Source organism: Saccharospirillum sp. (assembly GCF_040881935.1).
Classification (GTDB): Bacteria; Pseudomonadota; Gammaproteobacteria; order Pseudomonadales; family Natronospirillaceae; genus Saccharospirillum.
This window is the reverse complement of the sequence record NZ_JBBECH010000065.1, coordinates 1-18336: the sequence shown is the minus strand read 5'-3', so window position 1 is coordinate 18336 and position 18336 is coordinate 1. Positions and strand designations below refer to the sequence as shown.

Annotated in this window: 14 protein-coding genes; 1 reads left to right on the top strand and 13 read right to left on the bottom strand. The window is 55.1% G+C overall.

Translation table 11 applies throughout. The features are described from left to right. Window positions 1-19 precede the first annotated feature (19 nt). The 7 genes from WEB54_RS12205 to rimK all read right to left on the bottom strand — a co-directional run bounded on the left by WEB54_RS12205 (window position 20) and on the right by rimK (window position 9315). Window positions 20-1111, bottom strand: coding sequence for an amino acid ABC transporter permease (locus WEB54_RS12205; protein WP_368055948.1), 1092 nt, complete (start codon window positions 1109-1111; stop codon window positions 20-22). Between the two features lies 1 nt (window position 1112). Next, complete coding sequence (locus tag WEB54_RS12200; RefSeq protein WP_368055946.1) at window positions 1113-2303, bottom strand: amino acid ABC transporter permease; 1191 nt, start codon at window positions 2301-2303, stop codon at window positions 1113-1115. A 122-nt stretch (window positions 2304-2425) separates the two neighbouring features. Beyond that, entirely contained in the window at window positions 2426-3448 is a 1023-nt protein-coding gene (locus tag WEB54_RS12195; RefSeq protein ID WP_368055944.1) for an amino acid ABC transporter substrate-binding protein, read from the bottom strand. Between the two features lie 535 nt (window positions 3449-3983). Beyond that, the gene (locus tag WEB54_RS12190) at window positions 3984-5417 is read right to left on the bottom strand and encodes a sigma-54-dependent transcriptional regulator (RefSeq protein ID WP_368055618.1); all 1434 of its coding nucleotides are present in this window, start codon (window positions 5415-5417) and stop codon (window positions 3984-3986) included. Continuing rightward, window positions 5414-7117, bottom strand: coding sequence for a transporter substrate-binding domain-containing protein (locus WEB54_RS12185; protein ID WP_368055620.1), 1704 nt, complete (start codon window positions 7115-7117; stop codon window positions 5414-5416). The genes WEB54_RS12190 and WEB54_RS12185 overlap by 4 nt, the downstream gene beginning before the upstream one ends. Before the next feature lie 288 nt (window positions 7118-7405). After that, on the bottom strand, window positions 7406-8413 hold the full coding sequence (locus WEB54_RS12180; protein WP_368055942.1) for a succinylglutamate desuccinylase/aspartoacylase family protein: 1008 nt from the start codon (window positions 8411-8413) through the stop codon (window positions 7406-7408). A gap of 2 nt (window positions 8414-8415) precedes the next feature. Then, window positions 8416-9315, bottom strand: a complete 900-nt coding sequence (gene rimK, locus WEB54_RS12175; RefSeq protein WP_368055624.1) for a 30S ribosomal protein S6--L-glutamate ligase — start codon at window positions 9313-9315, stop codon at window positions 8416-8418. 327 nt (window positions 9316-9642) lie between these two features. Here rimK and WEB54_RS12170 point away from each other — a divergent pair, with 327 nt between their 5' ends. Next, on the top strand, window positions 9643-10998 hold the full coding sequence (locus WEB54_RS12170; RefSeq protein ID WP_368055626.1) for a magnesium transporter: 1356 nt from the start codon (window positions 9643-9645) through the stop codon (window positions 10996-10998). Between the two features lie 15 nt (window positions 10999-11013). Here WEB54_RS12170 and WEB54_RS12165 read toward each other — a convergent pair whose 3' ends face one another. From WEB54_RS12165 to WEB54_RS12140, 6 genes are all read right to left on the bottom strand, one after another. Next, window positions 11014-12036 carry a LacI family DNA-binding transcriptional regulator gene (locus tag WEB54_RS12165; RefSeq protein ID WP_368055940.1) on the bottom strand — a complete coding sequence of 341 codons (1023 nt, stop codon included), beginning with the start codon at window positions 12034-12036 and terminating at the stop codon, window positions 11014-11016. Between the two features lie 231 nt (window positions 12037-12267). Continuing rightward, window positions 12268-13872 (bottom strand): alpha-amylase family glycosyl hydrolase, encoded by a 1605-nt coding sequence (locus WEB54_RS12160; protein WP_368055630.1) that lies wholly within the window; start codon window positions 13870-13872, stop codon window positions 12268-12270. Window positions 13873-13884: 12 nt separating this feature from the next. Beyond that, complete coding sequence (locus WEB54_RS12155; protein ID WP_368055632.1) at window positions 13885-15027, bottom strand: carbohydrate ABC transporter permease; 1143 nt, start codon at window positions 15025-15027, stop codon at window positions 13885-13887. Between the two features lie 10 nt (window positions 15028-15037). Continuing rightward, on the bottom strand, window positions 15038-16042 hold the full coding sequence (locus WEB54_RS12150) for a carbohydrate ABC transporter permease (protein WP_368055634.1): 1005 nt from the start codon (window positions 16040-16042) through the stop codon (window positions 15038-15040). A gap of 80 nt (window positions 16043-16122) precedes the next feature. Further along, on the bottom strand, window positions 16123-17559 hold the full coding sequence (locus WEB54_RS12145; RefSeq protein ID WP_368055636.1) for an ABC transporter substrate-binding protein: 1437 nt from the start codon (window positions 17557-17559) through the stop codon (window positions 16123-16125). A 340-nt stretch (window positions 17560-17899) separates the two neighbouring features. Next, complete coding sequence (locus tag WEB54_RS12140; protein WP_368055937.1) at window positions 17900-18241, bottom strand: hypothetical protein; 342 nt, start codon at window positions 18239-18241, stop codon at window positions 17900-17902. Window positions 18242-18336: the final 95 nt, after the last annotated feature.

The following is an 18336-nucleotide window of genomic DNA, read 5'->3' as shown; positions in this document are numbered from 1 at the left end:
TCAGTCATGTGCTGGACTCCTAGTGTGAGGTGCTCTTCTTCAGGTCATTGTCGAGATACGCACTGTAACGCGACATAAAGAAGCAGAAGCAGAAGTAGATAAGTGCAATGAAGAGATAGGCTTCAATAAACTGCTGACGCCACATGGGGTCGTTGACCGCGGCACGGGTTGCTGCCAGCAGGTCGAACAGGCCAATGATCACCACCAGAGAGGTGTCCTTGAACAGTGAGATAAAGGTACTCATGGTCGGTGGAATTACCAGGCGCAATGCCTGCGGTAAAATAATCTTGAAGGTCTTTTGCCAGTAATTCAGGCCCAGCGAATCGGCCGCTTCATATTGCCCTTTGGGAATCGCCTGCATGCCACCCCGGAACACCTCAGCCAGATAAGCTGCCTGGAAGAAGATGATACCAATCTGCGCCCGTAGCAGTACGTCAATGCTCACACCTTCCGGCAGGAACAGTGGAAACATAACGGATGCCATGAACAGAACCGAGATCAAAGGAACACCCCGGAACACTTCAATGACGACAATGCATACTACTTTGATCAGTGGCATCTCGGAGCGACGTCCCAGTGCCAATAACAAAGCCAGTGGAGCCGCGAAAGCGATACCCACAACCGCCAGTACCAGAGTCAGCGTTAAGCCGCCCCACTGGGAAGTGCGCACAGGTTCCAGTCCGAGTATTCCGCCTCTGAGGACAAAATATACCGCGATGAAACCGACAATCCAGGCGACGGCCAGCCAGGGAGACCAGAACCGGCGGTTCATGCTCAACAGCATGCCGGAGGTCAGCATGATCATGGCCACCAGGGGCCGCCAATGCAGTTCGGATGGGTAAGTGCCGAACAACAGGAAGCGCCACATATCATGAACGTATGCCCAACAGGCACCTGTTGCCGTTTCACACGCTTCTTTGGCGGCACCAAAGCTGGCGTTTATAACCGCCCAGGAAACCAGAACATCCAGTATGCTCCAGATAATATAGACACATAGCAATGTGATGACGGTATTAACCGGCGTTGAAAAAAGGTTCTCTTTCATCCAGCGCAGACTGCGGTTCAGCACGGGTCCGCTGACGGGGCGAGCTCTATCGGTAGTCTCAGTCATATCAACGCTCCACCAGCGACATGCGCTTGTTGTACCAGTTCATAAAGAGGGAAACGAGCAAGCTGATGCTGAGGTAAACTGTCATGAAGATCGCCACCCCTTCAACGGCCTGGCCGGTCTGGTTCATGGTCGTGTTGGACACCGAAACAAGGTCCGGATAACCAATGGCGACCGCCAGAGAACTGTTTTTGGTCAGGTTCAGGTACTGGTTGGTCAGCGGAGGAATGATGACCCTGAGCGCCTGGGGCAAAACAATAAGCCGCATGATCCAGCTGGACCGTAACCCCAGTGATGTGGCTGCTTCTGTCTGGCCGTAGGGCACAGACTGAATGCCGCTTCGAACCACTTCAGCGATATAGGTTGTGGTGTATAACGTAAGGCCTAGAAGCAGTGCAGTGAACTCAGGGCTCATACGAGCGCCACCCTGAAAATTGAACGTGTCAATGGCAGGAATGTTCATCTCGGTTGGTGCGCCAAACACAAGCCAGACCAGAAACGGTACGGCCACGATGACACCCAGCCCAACGCTCAGGTGCGGGAAAATATGCCCTGTCGCTTCAAGGCGTTTCAAACTCCACCTACGCAACAGGAATGCGCCGACGATGCCTACGATAAAACCGACGCCTACCCAAGTCCAGGCGGGGTGGTCAGCCATGACTGGAATGTAAAGCCCCCGATTGGACAGGAAAACGCCCTCAATCGGATTCAGCGCAGAGCGCAGTCCGGGTAAACCACGATTGATAACGGCATACCAGAAAATCAGTTGCAGAAGTACTGGAATATTTCGGAAGGTCTCAATGTAGGTTACCCCGATAAACCGCAGCAACCAGTTTTTCGATACAGTGGCGATACCGATGATCGTTCCAAGGATTGTAGCCAGCACAATGCCTATGCTTGCTACTTTAAGCGTATTGGTGATACCGACCAGCAAGGCACGACCGTAAGTGTCTGCGGCAGAATACGCAATAACACTTTCACTGATACCAAATGAGGCTTCGCGGTCAAGAAAGCCAAAGCCTGTAGCAATGTCCTGGGCTTCAAGATTGGCCATGGTGTTGCTGACCAGGTACCAGCCGAGCAGAAAGACACCGCCAAATACCAGAATCTGATAGACGACAGAACGAAAAGTCTTGTCATACATAAGCGTCAGAATCGGGTTAACGTCGTTACTTTTTGAGTGTTTGGGGCTCATACCCGACGTCTCCAAAGGGAATGCAAATCAGAATAATGCAATGAGCTAATAAAAAGCGGCCCTGTTGGACAGGGCCGCGGCGTTAACGTGAGATCAGCAATATTGCATTGCCGTGCTCCTGATTAACGAACTGGTTGTGCGTACATCAGGCCACCTTCGGTCCACAGCGCGTTGAGACCACGCTCAAGACCCAGCAGATCAGTTACGTTGGTCTGATAAGACTCACCGTAGTTACCGACCTGGGAGATGATGTTGTACGCCCAGTCTTCTTCCAGACCCAGTGCTTCGCCCAGGCCAGGGGTGGCACCGAGCAGACGCTGGATACCCGGGTTAGTGCTGGTATCGCGCATTTCGTCAACGTTGTCTGAGCTAACACCATACTCTTCTGCTTCAATCATGGCGTTCAAAGACCAGCGAACGATGTCCATGAATTCGTCATCACCGTGGCGAACAGCTGGGCCCAGCGGCTCTTTGGAGATGATTTCTGGCAGGATGATGTAATCAGCCGGGTTTTCAGCAGAAACGTTACGTGCAGAGGCCAGACCTGAAGCATCTGTGGTGTAAACGTCGCAACGGCCTGCGAAGAACGCCGCTGTTACTTCGGAAGTGTTTTCGATCACAACCGGTTCGAAGTCCATACCCTGAGCACGGAAGTAGTCAGCCAGGTTCAGCTCGGTGGTAGTACCTGGCTCAACGCAGATAGCAGCACCGCTCAGTTCTTTGGCACTGGTAACACCCAGGTCTTTACGAACCATGAAACCCTGGCCGTCGTAATAGTTAACGCCAGCGAAGTTCAGACCCAATGACGTATCACGGGTCAGAGTCCAGGTGGTGTTACGTGACAGGATGTCGACTTCGCCAGACTGCAGGGCAGTAAAACGCTGGTTGGCGGTCAGAGCAGTAAAACGAACTGCTTCCGAGTCACCCAGCATGGCTGCGGCAACGGCGCGGCACAGGTCGACGTCAAGACCGGCCCATTCACCGCCAGTGGCGTTTGAGAAACCTGCCAGAGAGGTGTTAACACCGCACTGAATGTAGCCATTGTCCATGATGGCATCAACGGTCTCACCGGCTTGTACGCCAGCGGCCAGTACAGACAGTGACAACGCTGCTACGGCGCTTGTGCTAGTCAGTTTCTTAAGCATTTTACTCTCCATTATTTCATTGCTTTTATTATCGGCTTTGGCAGACCTGTCGGTGCACCCAAGCATTGAAGACCACGCAGACCGGAGGTCTGTGCGGATTCTCGCTTCCGGCTCGTGACCGAAAACAAACACGATGCAAACACTAACGCGTTTGCAGTCTGTAAGGAGGATCGAGCGGCAACTGGGTCGCCTAAATTTTTATTATGGTTCGATGCGGTTAAAGAATAGCAAGGATGGGGCCAATTTGTATCGATACACTCTAACATGCTGAAATATAAGGTTTTATTGGCTTTTTCGGGTGAGATTGGCAAAGGGAGGATTATAACCAGAGGAATAGCTAGCCGGTCTGGGGCGAGCTAAATTCCGCACTGCGCCAAGGCAGTGCATACGATTGGTCTGAGAAAGTGCACTGGGGCGGTACTTTACGTAGGCCCCGGGGCCGTCAAGGGCCTGTCAGTGTGGCGTAAAGGAACGGCTATAACCAATGGAATAATTATAACCAAAGGAATAGATTGGCGAGTTTTTGTGGATTGGATCACGATTCTAATTCTCGTTGCCGCTTCAGGCGTTTGCTCAGAGCGGGCTGCGAGATGCCGAGAATTCGAGCCGCAATCGACTGGTTGTAGTCAGCCCGGTGCATGGCTTCGGCAATCAGCAGGTCGTCGATTTCAGAGAGGGTAGGCAAACGGTTGTCTGGTGCGAAATGAACCAGGGTGTTGTCGTGAGAGGAGCCATCAGCATCCTGGGGATGGTTGAACAGATGCAGGTCCTGGCGAGTCATAGCACCGCCGTGATGCCGGCTCACCGAGTCAAAGGCGATGGCTCGCAGCTCACGCACGTTTCCGGGAAATTCGTAAGCTTGAAGCGCAGCCCAGAGGTCCGGGCTGAATTCTGGCAGGGGTTTGCCCAGGTCGTCGGCGGCCTGTTCGGCGAAGAAAGTAAACAACAGGCGGATGTCTTCGCGGCGCGCACGCAGAGGCGGGATCAGTACCTGGTGAGTGCACAGCCGATAATAAAGGTCGCGCCGAAAGACACCTTCGCGCTGGCGCTCGGCCAGATCCTGATGGGTGGCAACGAAAATGCGAGCTTGAAGCCGCTTCGGTCGGTCTGCGCCTATGGGGTAGAACTCGCCTTCTTGCAGCAGCCTCAACAGCTTGACCTGGCTGCTGGGGCTCAGGTCACCAATTTCGTCCAGAAACAGAGTGCCGCCCGATGCTTCTTCAACCAGGCCACGCCGTTCCTGGTCGGCACCGGTGAAGGCTCCCTTGCGGTGCCCGAACAGGGTGTCGTTAAAGATGTGATCGTCGAGCCCGGCCACGTTGACCGTTACCAGCTTGCCCTGGCGGCCGCTCAGGGTGTGAACCGCCCGGGCAATCAGCTCTTTACCTGTACCACTTTCGCCGCAGATCATAACTGGTTGTGAGCTTTTCGCGACTGATTCCAGATATTGAAACACCGAAGCCATGCTTCGGCTCTGAGTCAGGATGTTGGCGAAGGCCTCGGGTGAATCTAGCCGGCGACTCAGTACCCGGTGGCGCAGCTCCTGGTTTTCCCGTTTGATTTCCTGCAACTGAATGGCGCGTTTGATGCCTTCGAGCAGGCGCGCCGACTCGGTGGTCTTCACGTAAAAATCAAAGGCGCCCAGACGCAGGCACTCCACCGCGGTCTCGACCTGATTCAGACCACTGATGACGACGACCGTAACGTCCGGAAAGGCTTCAGCCATTTCGATCAGCAAGTCTTTGCCGGATTTGTGCGGCATGTTCAGATCGAGCAATACCACGCCGATGGCATGGTGTTCGAGGTAGCTCATGGCCTCTTGGCTGTCCTGGCAATAGTGCAGGTTGGTGATGCCTCCCTTGCGTTCGAGCATCAACCCCAGGCTGCGATGGTAGGAGGGCTCATCGTCGATCAGCAGCACCCCAAATTCAGGGTAAAGACTGCGTTTCTTGTTTTTATTGTCTGTCATTGAGGTTCGACCATCTTCCACGGAAAGGTGACGTCTACCCGGGTGCCTTCACCGGGGCGTGAATGAAACTTCATGGTGCCATCGTAGGCTTTAATGATACCGGCCGAGACCGACAAGCCAAGCCCGGTACCGCCCTGTTCGCGCTTGGTGGTAAAGAAAGGGTCGGTCAGGTTGGGCATGGCGTCCGGTTCAATGCCGCAGCCTTCATCGTGTACAGACAGCACTATGCGCTGACGAATATGGTCGATACGGGTTTCGACCTTCACCCCGTGCTGGTCGTCCGGCAGCGACTGGCAGGCGTTGATGATCAGGTTGATCACCACCTGTTCAATGCGCTGGGGGTGACCCAGCATCGATGGCAAATAAGGGTCGAGGATTAAACTGAACCGATTGGTGTAACCGCGAATAGTCACATCGAGCAAGCGTACGGCCGTAGAGACCACGTCGTTCAGATTCATTGGCTCGATCGCGTCGGTGGCTTCCTGGCGGGCAAAATCGCGCAGATCGTTGACGATGCGCTTGATGCGCTGGGCGCCTTCGTTCATTTCGTTGATGATGTAAGGGATTTCGTGGCGAATGCGGCGGTAATCGAGCCCCGCAATCTCGAACCCTTCACGCTGCTCGTACAGAACATCAAGATGCGGCAGAGCGTCTTCCCAGGCGTCTTTCAGCATGGGCAGATTCAGCAGAATAAGACCACTCGGGTTGTTGATTTCGTGGGCTACGCCGGAGACCAGGGTACCCAGGGAACTCATCTTGTCGGCCTGAATCAGCTGCTGCTGCTGTTTTTTAACCTCTTGGGTGCGGCGTTCTACCTGGCGCTGCAGGGTACGAATCCAGACCGACACCAAAGCCAGACCAAGCAGCAATACGGCACTGCTGATGGCGGCGATGATGCCGAGCAAGCGCCAGTTCGTGGTGCCCTGCCTCTGGCGTTCCAGCGTTCCCAGCCACTTGTCGTAGATATCCTGCTGTCGGCCGGTGTTGCGTAGAATGGCAAGCCCTTCGGAAAACAGCGTCAAAATCTCCTCATTGCCCTTTTTAACCCCGTAGCCGTAGGGCAGTGGCCGAAGTGGCCGCCATACCACCCCAATGTTCGATAGCTGGTGTTCCTGGCTGTAATACAAACTGGGCAGAGTGGCACCCAGTGCATAGTCGTAATTGCCCGCCGCCAGTTGGCGCAGGGCATCGGAATGGGCGCGCACCGGAATGATCTCCACCCCGAAGTCATTCTCACGCAAAAAATCATGCACGATGCCTTCGTTCTGAACGACAACAGACTTGCCTCTCAGGTCCTCGTAGCTGTTTGGTTCCGGGTCCCCTTTGCGCGCAAAAAAGGAATAGTTCACGACCACTGAGGGCGCACTGAACGAAAACTCCCGCTCCCGCTCCGCCGAGGCCACCATGCCCTGCAGCACGTCCATTTCACCGTTTTCCAGCTTTTCCCGCATGATTGACCAGCTATCCAGGGTGATCTCAACATCAATGCCCATCACCTCGGCGATGGCCCGGGTCATATCGACGTTGTAGCCAGCGATATTGCCATCCTGATCAATGAATTCGTAGGGCGGGTAACTGTCGTCGCCGCCGACGCGGATTACCTGGTTGCCGGGTTCGGCTGAAACCAAACCGGACCAACCCAACAACAAAGCGGCCAAGAAGGTGAGGTGAAGCAATCGGGTAACTATCGGATGCAACATGCAGGTTCCGGTTTATAGGAAAGAGACTAGAGACACTCGGACAGTGTTTGCATTAACTGTCAGGTTAAAAATTGATGCGAGACTGAGTGTCAGCTGCCGGGTAGCCCTATCTGGGGTAGTCCGCAACATGGATGTTGCGGCCTAGGCTCCATGGACGGATTTACGCCGACCCCAGATAGGGCTACCCGGTGGCTGGCACGGAAATCTGCCAACTCAGTAAACCCAACCACCAAGACCGAGCCACCTAACTATAGCTTGGCGCGGAGGAGTGATCAAAGCCCCTGACTGTCAGGTCCCGTATTCCGGCCCCAGTTCCTCGTGAAAACGTTCGACCTGTTGGGCCACGTCTTCATGCATGCCGCGATAGCGGGCAATGTGGAACAGGGCGTCGCCTTCGTAAACCAGAGCCAGTTGGGTCAGACCTACCAGTACACCGGCACGGGATGCCCGAACCTCTGAAGCTTCCATGGTACTGGGGTTCATAATGCGGGCCAGAACCTGATCTTTCTGGATATAGGTGCCGGGTTTGACCAGGCACTGGAACACCCCGGAATCACTGGCACGTTCCCAGTAGGAATTGTCGGCAATGGCCTGTTCCTTGCGGATCCTGGGTGTGCCGTTGAGCATGCCGAGGTGCATCAGTACATTAATAATGCCCCGGGTTCCGGCTTTAATGCTGATTTCATCGAGTCGCAAGGCTTCGCCAGCTTCGTAGACGATGACTGGTATATTGTTCTGCCCGGCCGACTCGCGCAGCGACCCTTCGCGCAGTTCGCTGTTCAACACCAGCGGTACACCGAAAGCACGCGCCATACCTTCGACGACTTCGTTGTCGAGCTCCGCGCGAATCTGCGGTACGTTGAAGCGGTGTATGGCACCGGTGTGCAAGTCGATGCCGAAGTCGGAACGCAACACCACTTCCTGCATTAAGACTTCCGCAACCCGCGCTGCCAGAGACCCTTTGGCCGAGCCCGGGAATACCCGGTTCAAATCACGCCGGTCGGGAAGGTACCGCGAACCCATACCAAAGCCGTGCACATTGACCACGGGCACTACGATGACGGTACCCTGCAACCCGCCCAGCTTTCGGCTGCGCATAAAACGGCGGATGATCTCGAGGCCGTTCAGTTCATCGCCGTGCATGGCGGCGGTGATAAAGATGGTCGGGCCCGGTTTGCGACTGCGGCGCACGAAGCAATGCATGATGGCATCGGAATTACCGGGCGCGCCGGGCAGCGACAGCGGTACATTGTGCCATTGGCCCGAGGCCAGTTTGACAGGGTTAATCTGAGTCACAATCAGCCTTCCACACGCTTGGGTTTGTCGCTCATCTCTTTGATCAGATGATCGATGACCATCCCGGCAACGTCTTTGCCGGTTGCCATTTCAATGCCTTCCAGGCCGGGTGAGGAATTGACTTCCATCACCACCGGGCCGTGATTGGAACGCAGAATATCCACACCGGCTACCTGTAGCCCCATGATTTTCGCAGCCCGTACTGCTGTTTTGCGTTCTTCCGGGGTGATTTTCACCACCGCGGCCGAACCACCACGGTGCAGGTTGGAGCGAAATTCACCGGGCGCAGCCTGGCGCTTGATCGCCGCGACGACCTTGTCGCCAATTACAAAGCAACGAAGGTCGGCACCGCCGGCTTCCTTGATGTATTCCTGCACCAGAATGTTGGTGTCGAGCCCGAGGAACGCTTCGATGACTGATTCAGCCGCCTGCCGGGTTTCGCACAACACGACGCCGATGCCCTGGGTACCTTCCAGCAGTTTGACCACCAGGGGCGCGCCGCCGACCATTTGAATCAGGTCGGGCACTTCATCCGGGCTGTGGGCAAAGCCGGTGATCGGCAAGCCGATGCCTTTGCGTGCGAGCATTTGCATGGAACGCAGCTTGTCGCGCGAGCGCGAGATCGACAGCGAGGAATTCAGGGTGTGGGTGCCCATCATCTCGAACTGCCGGACCACGGCGGTGCCATAGAAGGTAATGGACGAACCGATGCGCGGTATGATGGCGTCCATGTCTTCCAATGGTTCGCCCATATAATGGATCGACGGGCGATGCGCTACGATGCTCATGTAGCAGCGCAGGGTATCGACTATGCGAATCTCATGGCCCCGTTTTTCGGCGGCTTCGACCAGTCGCAGAGATGAGTAGTTCGAAGGCTCGCGTGAAAGCACCGCCAGTTTCATGGATAACTCCCAAAGTTGTACCGGTAATGTCTGTTGTTGAGCAGGGGAAACAGCAGTTCAGAGTATGACGGGCCTGTCTGTGCCAGGAGCCCAATAAAGGTGTGCATCATCCCCTTAATTGCCGGTGTTGCCAAGTCATCGTCTTTAACCGGCCATTCAGGCAGTCTAGCGCTTTTACACGCTCTGTGCGTCGAATGGCACGGCCGGGTGTCATCTTTTTTGCTAGAGTTAGACGTATCATTCGTTAGACCTAACTATAAATAGACGTACCTTCTGCACTGGCTGAGTTCATCGGCCTGTTCATTCATTAAAAGGGAAGCGATACCGATGGCCACCCGCGAAGACACCTTGCTTGAACATGTCGATTACTGGCTCAGTGAACTGGCTGAAGATCGCGAGCCTGCTGTCGACTGGTTGGAAGGGTTGTCTGAGGCTGATATTGCGTTTGCGCTGGAGTGTTTGCCGTTCGAGCAACGCCTGACCATCTGGCAAACGGTGCCGCCCGAACTGCGCGGCGCGGTTTTGGTTGAATTGCACGATGAACATCGCCGGTCGTTGCTGAAAGCGGCGCCACCGGATGCTCTGTTGCAGTGGCTGGGCAAGACTCACCCGGAAGATTTACTGGAGCTGATGGATGACCTGCCGGGTCAACTGGGTCGCAAAGTCCTGCACCGGATGGACAGCGAAGACCGCGAGCAATTAAAGAACGCTCTGGGTTATGACGATGACCAGGTTGGCCGTTGGCTCAGTTTTAAAGTGATCACGGCGGAAGCGTCCACCCCCGGCCGATTGTTTCGTAAAGCACTGCGGGAAACCGGTATTCCGGAGATGACCGATGTGATTGTGTTGCTGGACGACGATGGCCGCTTTCAGGGCTGTTTGTCACTGGATGCCGCCATGCAGACCCCCAGTACCTCACCATTGAGCGACTTTGTTGATGACGAACTCACCCCCCTGAACCCGGCGTCTTCTCTGCACGAGGCCGCACAAAGGTTGCGAGCGGCCGGCCGTGCGATGCTGCCGGTCGTGGATGAAACCGGTACAGTTATGGGGCGGTTTACCTCGCGCGATGCACTTGACGTCATGCTGGAAGAAAAAGAACGCCAGATGATGCAACTGAGCAGCGGCCTGGACGAAGAAGATTTGTTCTCGCCGGTGCGCCGGGCTGTGCCGAAGCGCGGGCTTTGGCTGGGTATCAATTTGATTACGGCGTTGCTTGCAGCCTGGGTGATCGGGTTGTTCGAACTGGCATTGTCGCAATGGGTAGCGCTGGCAGTCATGATGCCGGTGGTAGCCAGCATGGGTGGCATTGCTGGCAGTCAAACACTGGGTCTGGCCATCCGTGGCCTGGCGACCGGTCAGTTGGGCGCGGCTAACGTCCGCAACCTGATTCGCAAGGAGCTGATACTCGGCACCATCAATGCCTTCTTCTGGGCCATTGCCATTGGCTTAATTGCCGCCTGGTGGTTCGACAGTTGGATGCTGATGGGCATCATCGCGTTCGCCGTCTTGGTTAACATCATCGCCGCGTCGCTGGCCGGCGTGATCGTACCCTGGGTGCTGTCACGCATGAACATCGACCCGGCCATTGCCGGCTCGGTGGTGTTGACCACGGTAACGGACGTCGTTGGTTTCTTTGCATTTTTGGGAACAGCGACGGTCGCGTTAAGTTTGGCGGGATGATGTCTTTAGCTACTTTTACCCTGTCTCGCGTATTTGTAAATGCGTTGGTAATACCCGGCTTTCATAGCGCTCCGGGTTCAGCACCATCATAGCGGCGAGTCGGCCTTTTTCGATGCTGGGTTGGTAGACGGTGGTGATGGTGGGGTGCATCTGGCGGGCTTCGGGAATGTCGTCGAAGCCGACGATGCGAACGTCTTCGGGCACGCTTAAGCCCATATCACGGGCGACACTCAAAGCGGCCAGTGCCAACTGATCCGACATGCACAGCATGGCGGTGGGTCGGGGGTTCATCGCCAGGGCTTCGTGAGCGGCTTTAACACCGTCGGCCCAGGTGCTTTCATGGGTGTTCCAGACGCGGTCATCGCCGAGAGTGTAATTGTGCGCCAGAGCAGAATCCCGGTAGGCTTCCAGGCGCTGACGTGAGATCGACGTTTTTGCATCGAACAATTCGCCGCTGTCGATGCGCCCCACATCGTCAGATAGCGTCAGGCGCAATCCGATGACCACAACATCGCCGCGTGTATGGCTGAAAACATGGTCAGCTGCCTGTTTAGCACCGCCGTAGTTGTCGACGTTTAGCGACAGGTGGTTTTCCAGTGTGAAGTCGACGGTGACCACGGGTTTGTGTTGACGCACCAGCCGATCCAAAACACTCAAATCGCGCGGTGGCCCATACACAATGTAGCGGTCCGGAATCGATTCCATCGATTGCTCGTGGTAGAACTCGTCGCGACCGGGCATCAGTAATAAATTGGCGCGCGCGTCGTCGAGCACTTCTGATACGCCTTGCAAAAATTCGGTTGCGCAGCTATCGCGAAAGTTATAAGACAATCGTTCGGCCAGCATCACGCCAACAATACCTGTGGCGCCGGTGCGCAAACTGCGTGCGGCAGCATTGGGTCCGTGATAACCCAGGCGTTTGCATTCGAGCAGGATGTGGTCGCGCAAACTGGCGGACAATTGGTCGGGTCGGTTAAAGGCATTGGAAATGGTGGCCGTGGAAACATTCAGTTCACGGGCAACTGCTTTTAACGTCATCCGTCGCGATGCGCTATTGGGAGGTACGGGCTTACTCACTCTGGTTTTTACCTGCCGTTTTTATTGTTGGTTGTGACCGTAAGCGGTGGGTCTTCTAGGCTGAACCTTGTGCTGATATCGCACCTTGTCTTGGTAAATTTGGGCGGGAGTGTAACGACCCGCCCATTAGAAGGCCAGCCATCAGCTGGGATGGAGAATTCCAGCTTCGCTGATGGCCAGCGCTTGTTGTGCTTACTGTACCCAGGCTGCAACGCTGTAGGCGGCCAAGTCCTGCTCGCCTGATTGGGCAAAGCCCGGCACAGAAATCATTTGGCCCTGAGCGGAGACAGGCAGGGCGTTCGCAGTCATATTAATGGCCACGATGATCGACTCCTGTGCATTGTGGCGACGGAACAGCAACAGGTCGTCATGGCTTTCCAGCCATTCAAAATCACCGTTCTGCAATGCCGGGTGCTCCCTGCGCCAGGCAAAAATCCGGCGGGTGAAATTCAGGGTTGAATCGTCTACCTTGGTTTGCTCTGACACCGCCAACTGGCGATGTATCGGTTCAACCGGTAACCAGCTGTGTCCGCCGCTGGTGAAGCCGCCCATGGCTTCGTTGATCCACGGCATCGGGGTTCGGCAGCCGTCGCGGCCCTTAAATTCTGGCCAGAATTCAATGCCGAACGGGTCCTGCAATTGCTCGAAACCGACTTCGGCTTCAGGCAAACCCAATTCTTCTCCCTGATACAAGCAGGGGCTACCACGCAACGTTGCCAACAGGCTCAGGGCGGTTCGCACAAAACCGGCCGGGTCATTCGCATCCTGCCCCCAGCGGGTGGCACTGCGAACCACATCGTGATTGCTCAGTGCGAAGCAGGGCCAGCCATCCTCCAGGTTGTCTTCCACTTTTTGGATGGTCTTGCGAATGTACTCCGGTTCGTGAGCATCGTTGAGCAACTCGAAGGTGTACGCCATATGCAGCTTGTCGCCGCCTGAAGTGTACTGTGCCATGTATTTCATGCCCTGGGGTGCACCGATTTCGCCAACGGTGGTGGTGCCGGGGTATTCGTTCATAACGCTGCGCAGGCGTTGCAGAAAGGCCAGATTGTCGTCGCGACACATCTGGTTGATGTGGTATTGACGACAAAACGGGTTTTTCGGATCGACACCCACAAACACTTTCTCCGGGCTGTCGGCCAGGCCATTGTCGGTGAGCGACACATCGTGGAAATACATGTTCACAACATCCAGACGGAAGCCGTCGACGCCCAGATCGAGCCAGAACCGGGCGGTATCCAGAATGGCATCCTGCACTTCCCGGTTGTGGAAGTTCAGGTCCGGTTGGCTGTCCAGAAAGTTGTGCATGAAATATTGGCTGCGCCGAGTGTCCCATTGCCAGGCTGATCCGCCAAACAGCGACAACCAGTTATTGGGTGGTGTGCCATCGGGCTTGGGGTCGGCCCAGATGTACCAGTCGGCTTTATCGTTGGTGCGATCTTCCCGGCTGTCCTGGAACCATTCATGCTGGTCTGAGGTGTGGCTGTAGACCTGATCGATCAGCACTTTTAAACCGCGATGATGCGTTTCATCGATCAGGTGCTTGAAATCGTGCAATGAACCGAACATGGGGTCGACGTTGCGGTAATCGGAAACGTCGTAGCCAAAGTCCTTCATCGGCGAGGTGAAGAAGGGTGACAGCCAGATCGCATCGACATTCAACTGCGCGATGTAATCGAGTTTGGAGATGATACCGGGAATATCACCAATACCATCGCCATTGCTGTCGAAATAGCTGCGCGGATAAATCTGATAGATTACACCGCCGCGCCACCAGTTCAGTTCAGTGTTGGACAAGTCTTAACTCCTCTATTTGACCGAGCCGGCCAATAGGCCGCGGACAAAGTAACGTTGCATTGAAACGAATACGACCAGCGGTACCAGCATGGTAATAAAGGCTCCACTGGTCAGAATTTCCCAGTTATCACCACGAGACCCGAGCAGCTCAACCAGCTGAGCGGTCATCACGGTTTTGCCTTCGCCCTGACCCAAAAATACCAGCGCTACGAGCAGGTCGTTCCAGACCCAGAGGAACTGGAAGATGGCAAAGGACGCCAGTGCCGGTATCGACAGGGGCAGCACGATGGTGCGGAACACCTCGAAGTGACTGGCACCGTCCATCCGGGCCGATTCCATCACTTCTTTTGGCAAGCCTGCCATGTAGTTGCGCAGCAGATAAACCGCCAGCGGCAACCCAAAGCCGGTATGGGCCAGCCACACCCCGCCGTAGGATTTGGCCTCCCAGCCGAAGATACCGGAGAGTCCGGTGTACATTCTGAGAACCGGAATCAGCGAGATCTGCAGCGGCACGACCAATAGGCCGACGATGCCTGCGAGAATCCATAACCGACCGGGGAAGTTCATCCACGCCAGTGCATAGGCGGCAAAGGCAGCGATCAGAATCGGAATAAACGTCGCTGGCAAGGTGACAGTCAGGGTGTTAATAAACGCCCGGCCAACCCCTTCAGACGACAGCACTTCTTCGTAGTTGTTGAGTGTAAACGTAGGTGGCACTTGCGAGACATAGAACACACGCTCGCCGCGACTGAGTTCGAAAGGTTCGTCGGACTCCCAGTGGAACTGGCCATCTTCGGTCAGTGTCATGCGTGTGCCGTTTTCCAGGGTAACCGTTTCACCCGCCTGATTGACGGTAAGATCGGTTGGGCGCGAACCCCAGGTATCCAATACCCGTGCACCTTCTGCAAACAGGCGGTCTTCAATGACGAAAACATCGCCGGATTGCGTTTGTGCTTCAGCCGTAGGCGTACGATACACCTCATTGCGTTCGGCGGGAGCCAGTGCGGTCCACCAACCAGAGGTGGTCAGCGAATCTTTGTCACGTACCGAACTGATCAGCAGACCCAGCGTAGGCAAGGTCCAGAGCAGAACGAGCAGGAAAACGGTTGTGTGTTTGGCAAGGGTGGCCAAAGGCATTTTATGTGCTGATTGCATCTTGGCCTCCTTATTGGTTTTCCATGCGGGCGCGTCGGATGTTGTAGATCATCACCGGCGTAACCGCGAGCATAATGACAATGGCGACCGCACTGCCGCGTCCGATATCACCGGAACGGAACAATTGGTCGTACATGAAGTTCGCCAGCACCTGCGTTTCCCACTGACCGTTAGTCATGGCAAAAACGATGTCGAAGATTTTCAGCACAAGAATGGTGATGGTGGTCCACACCACGACGATGGTGCCGAAAATTTGCGGGATCACGATTTTAAAGAAGATCTGAAAATTATTGGCGCCTTCCATGATCGAGGCTTCCAGGGTGTCCTCCGGTACGCCGCGAATGGCGGCACCGAGAATGACCATGGCAAAACCGGTCTGAATCCAGATCAGAATGACCATTAACAAGATGTTGTTCCAGGGCTGAAGTGAGATCCAGGCCTGGGGATCACCACCCAACGCCATCACCACAGCATTCAGCAGACCGATTTCTTCACCGGAGCCTTTGTAGTCGTAAATGAATTTCCAGATAACCGAGGCGCCTACGAACGAAATGGCCATCGGTAAAAATACCAGGGTGCGGGCGACCTGGCCCCACCACAGGCGGTCGGTCATATACGCGATAACGAGCCCAAATGCTGTGGACATCGTCGGTACGATGATCAACCAGAGAATATTATTGCGAATCGCAATTTGAAAGCCGTCGTTGCCAAACGCCCAGGCGTAATTGGCCAGTCCAACAAAGCCGTTGGCGTTGCGGTCTTGCAATGAATAAATCAGTGACGCAAAAACAGGGTAGACCAGATAGACAACCAGAACCAGAACGGCGGGGCCTACGAATATCCAGGGGCGTATGCCTTCACGTATCTTATCGCGCCGCTGACGATCCAAATCGGATGGCAGGGATTCACTGGACAGAAAGCGATCCAGTACAAAGTTCGAACCAACAAAAAAGAGAGCGCTTAGACCGATTGCCAGGGCGATGACAAACGTGGCGTAAATGATTTGGGAAATCACGGGGGATACTCCTGACCTAGACCGGTAATTAACTCGCCCCGCAAGCGGGGCGAGTTGTCCTTAGTGCAGTTCCCGATTACTTATCGGGCAGCATCCCAGGCATCCTGGATCGAGCCAGCAACGTTTTCTGCAGAGTCACCGCCGACAAAGTCGACCATGCCTGTCCAGAAGGCGCCGGCGCCGATCGCACCCGGCATCAGATCAGATCCGTCGAAACGGAAGGTAGTAGCGTTCTGCAGAATCTCGCCCTGACGACGCAGTGTGTCGTTGGCGTACAGATCGTTGTTTACGTTGTTGTGTGGCGTCAGGAAGCCACCGTTGGCCATCCAGATTTCGTGGGCCAGCGGCGTAGTCAGGTACTCAAGCAGGGCCTGAGCGGCTTCGTTCTCTTCCGGCATGGTAACGACAGTGCCCGCCCCCAGTACTGGAGAGCCCAGATCTTTCTCTGCGAACGCCGGGAAGTAGAAGAAGTCGATATCGGTACCGATCTCAGTGCCTTCCGGGAAGAACGCAGGGATAAAGCTCGCCTGACGGTGCATGAAGCAGCCGGGAGGAATGCTGAACAGGCCGTTCGGGCTGTCGCGGAAGTCAGTCGTACCAACAGATGCTACTCCACCCTGGACGTAGCCCGGGTTCTTGGCAAACTGGCCGAAGGTTTCGATGGCTTCTACAACCCGCGGATCGTCGAATGGGATGCTGTTGTCGACCCAGCCGTCGTAGACTGATGGCTCGTGCAAACGCAGCATCATGTCTTCGACCCAATCAGTTGCCGGCCACCCGGTGGCGGCACCGGAACCCAGACCGATACACCAGGGGCTGACGCCATCGTCGACCATCTGGTCGGACAGGGCGATCAGGTCTTCCATGGTTTCCGGAACGTCGTAGCCGTACTCGGCGAAGTTATCGGGGGAATACCAGACCAGACTTTTCAGGTCGACGCGAAAGAAGACGCCGAAGAAATCGTCTTCGCCGTTTTCATTCGGGTAGGTGCTCAGGTCAACCCACGACTGGCCTGCCGCGTAGTTGTCCAGAACGTTCTGGCGGGTCGCGTCATCCAGCGGTTGCAACAAGCCACGGCTGGCCATGTCTTTGGCCAAGCCCGGTTGCGGGAAAATGGCCAGGTTGGGCGCTGAGCCAGCTTGCAGGTCAATAACGATCTGCTGCTCAAAGCTATCGGAACCCGAGTAACGAACATCGGCGCCAGTGGCTTCTTCAAAATAGCTTACAACGGTATTGAAAATTCCATTCTCAGGTGCCAGCCAAGGCCCTGCAACGGTAACAATCTGACCAGATAAGTCGAGACTTTCATATTCGTCTAAAGCAGTCCAATTGTAGTCACCTTCCCGATAATTTGGTGCTACGTTCGCACTCCTCTCAATGGCTGAGGCGTCTAGCGGTTGTCTTTCAATTTCTGCTTCTTCAATTGGTTCATCGGAAGGTGCTAAGAATAGATAAGCCCCTATAGCTATTGCCACCAGCACGATGGCTATCACTATATTTCTTATTGTAGAGTTCATGCGGTCTCCTTACTTCTTATTGTTTAGTCATGCGGGATATTTCTAGTGAGTAGCTTAATCGTTTAAGATTCCGTGTCATCTGCTTTTTTAGAACAATTTCTTATGAACAATTGACTTAACTACGACTTAACGTCTTAATCGTTACAGCTTAGTAGTACTTTGGTGCTTTTCCAGTCTATCCGGCGAGAAATTAACATCGCCTGACTGTCTTAATCAGAGGCTCCCTAGAGGAGGGGTGCTGACGTTCAGTTACTGCTAGAAAACGAACAGGGGTTCCCCGGCTTGATCGGTGATGCCTGCTTTGCGGGCGAGGCAGTCGACAGTCAAGGTGAGTCGATAGTCACCCTTCGCCCAGCGCAGGCTCAGCTGGTCTTCGTTTAGGTCCAGTGGGAAGGCACCACCGAATGAGCCCCATTAATAGCTGTACGACAGGCCGTTCATAGGGCAAGCTGGGCTGCGGCCGGTAGATGGCGGTGATCTCTTCCTCGCGTGCACTATCCGGAAAAACGCTGTTATACGTCAGAAACAGTGGAAACCAGGGGCTATCACTGCCGTTGGCCACCACATTATTGGCAAACTGAGGTGACTGGCTGGACACATGGTTGACGAACAGGTCGGCCATCACCTCGGTGTCGCGACTTAATTGCTGAACGTCATTCCAGGTACCCGGGCGCTGACGCAATCATAACGTTGACAAGAACGTCTTCGGGGGTTTGGGCGGCCTGATAGTCGGTATAGTAATCAAATCCGATATAGCCACTGGCGGCATAGGGGTCA

Bases quoted from the DNA above. Each gene is read 5' to 3' on its own strand.
- WEB54_RS12205 (WP_368055948.1), bottom strand. From the start codon at position 1,111: ATGACTGAGACTACCGATAGAGCTCGCCCCGTCAGCGGACCCGTGCTG.
- WEB54_RS12200 (WP_368055946.1), bottom strand. From the start codon at position 2,303: ATGAGCCCCAAACACTCAAAAAGTAACGACGTTAACCCGATTCTGACG.
- WEB54_RS12195 (WP_368055944.1), bottom strand. From the start codon at position 3,448: ATGCTTAAGAAACTGACTAGCACAAGCGCCGTAGCAGCGTTGTCACTG.
- WEB54_RS12190 (WP_368055618.1), bottom strand. From the start codon at position 5,417: ATGACAGACAATAAAAACAAGAAACGCAGTCTTTACCCTGAATTTGGG.
- WEB54_RS12185 (WP_368055620.1), bottom strand. From the start codon at position 7,117: ATGTTGCATCCGATAGTTACCCGATTGCTTCACCTCACCTTCTTGGCC.
- rimK (WP_368055624.1), bottom strand. From the start codon at position 9,315: ATGAAACTGGCGGTGCTTTCACGCGAGCCTTCGAACTACTCATCTCTG.
- WEB54_RS12170 (WP_368055626.1), top strand. From the start codon at position 9,643: ATGGCCACCCGCGAAGACACCTTGCTTGAACATGTCGATTACTGGCTC.
- WEB54_RS12165 (WP_368055940.1), bottom strand. From the start codon at position 12,036: ATGACGTTAAAAGCAGTTGCCCGTGAACTGAATGTTTCCACGGCCACC.
- WEB54_RS12155 (WP_368055632.1), bottom strand. From the start codon at position 15,027: ATGCAATCAGCACATAAAATGCCTTTGGCCACCCTTGCCAAACACACA.
- WEB54_RS12145 (WP_368055636.1), bottom strand. From the start codon at position 17,559: ATGAACTCTACAATAAGAAATATAGTGATAGCCATCGTGCTGGTGGCA.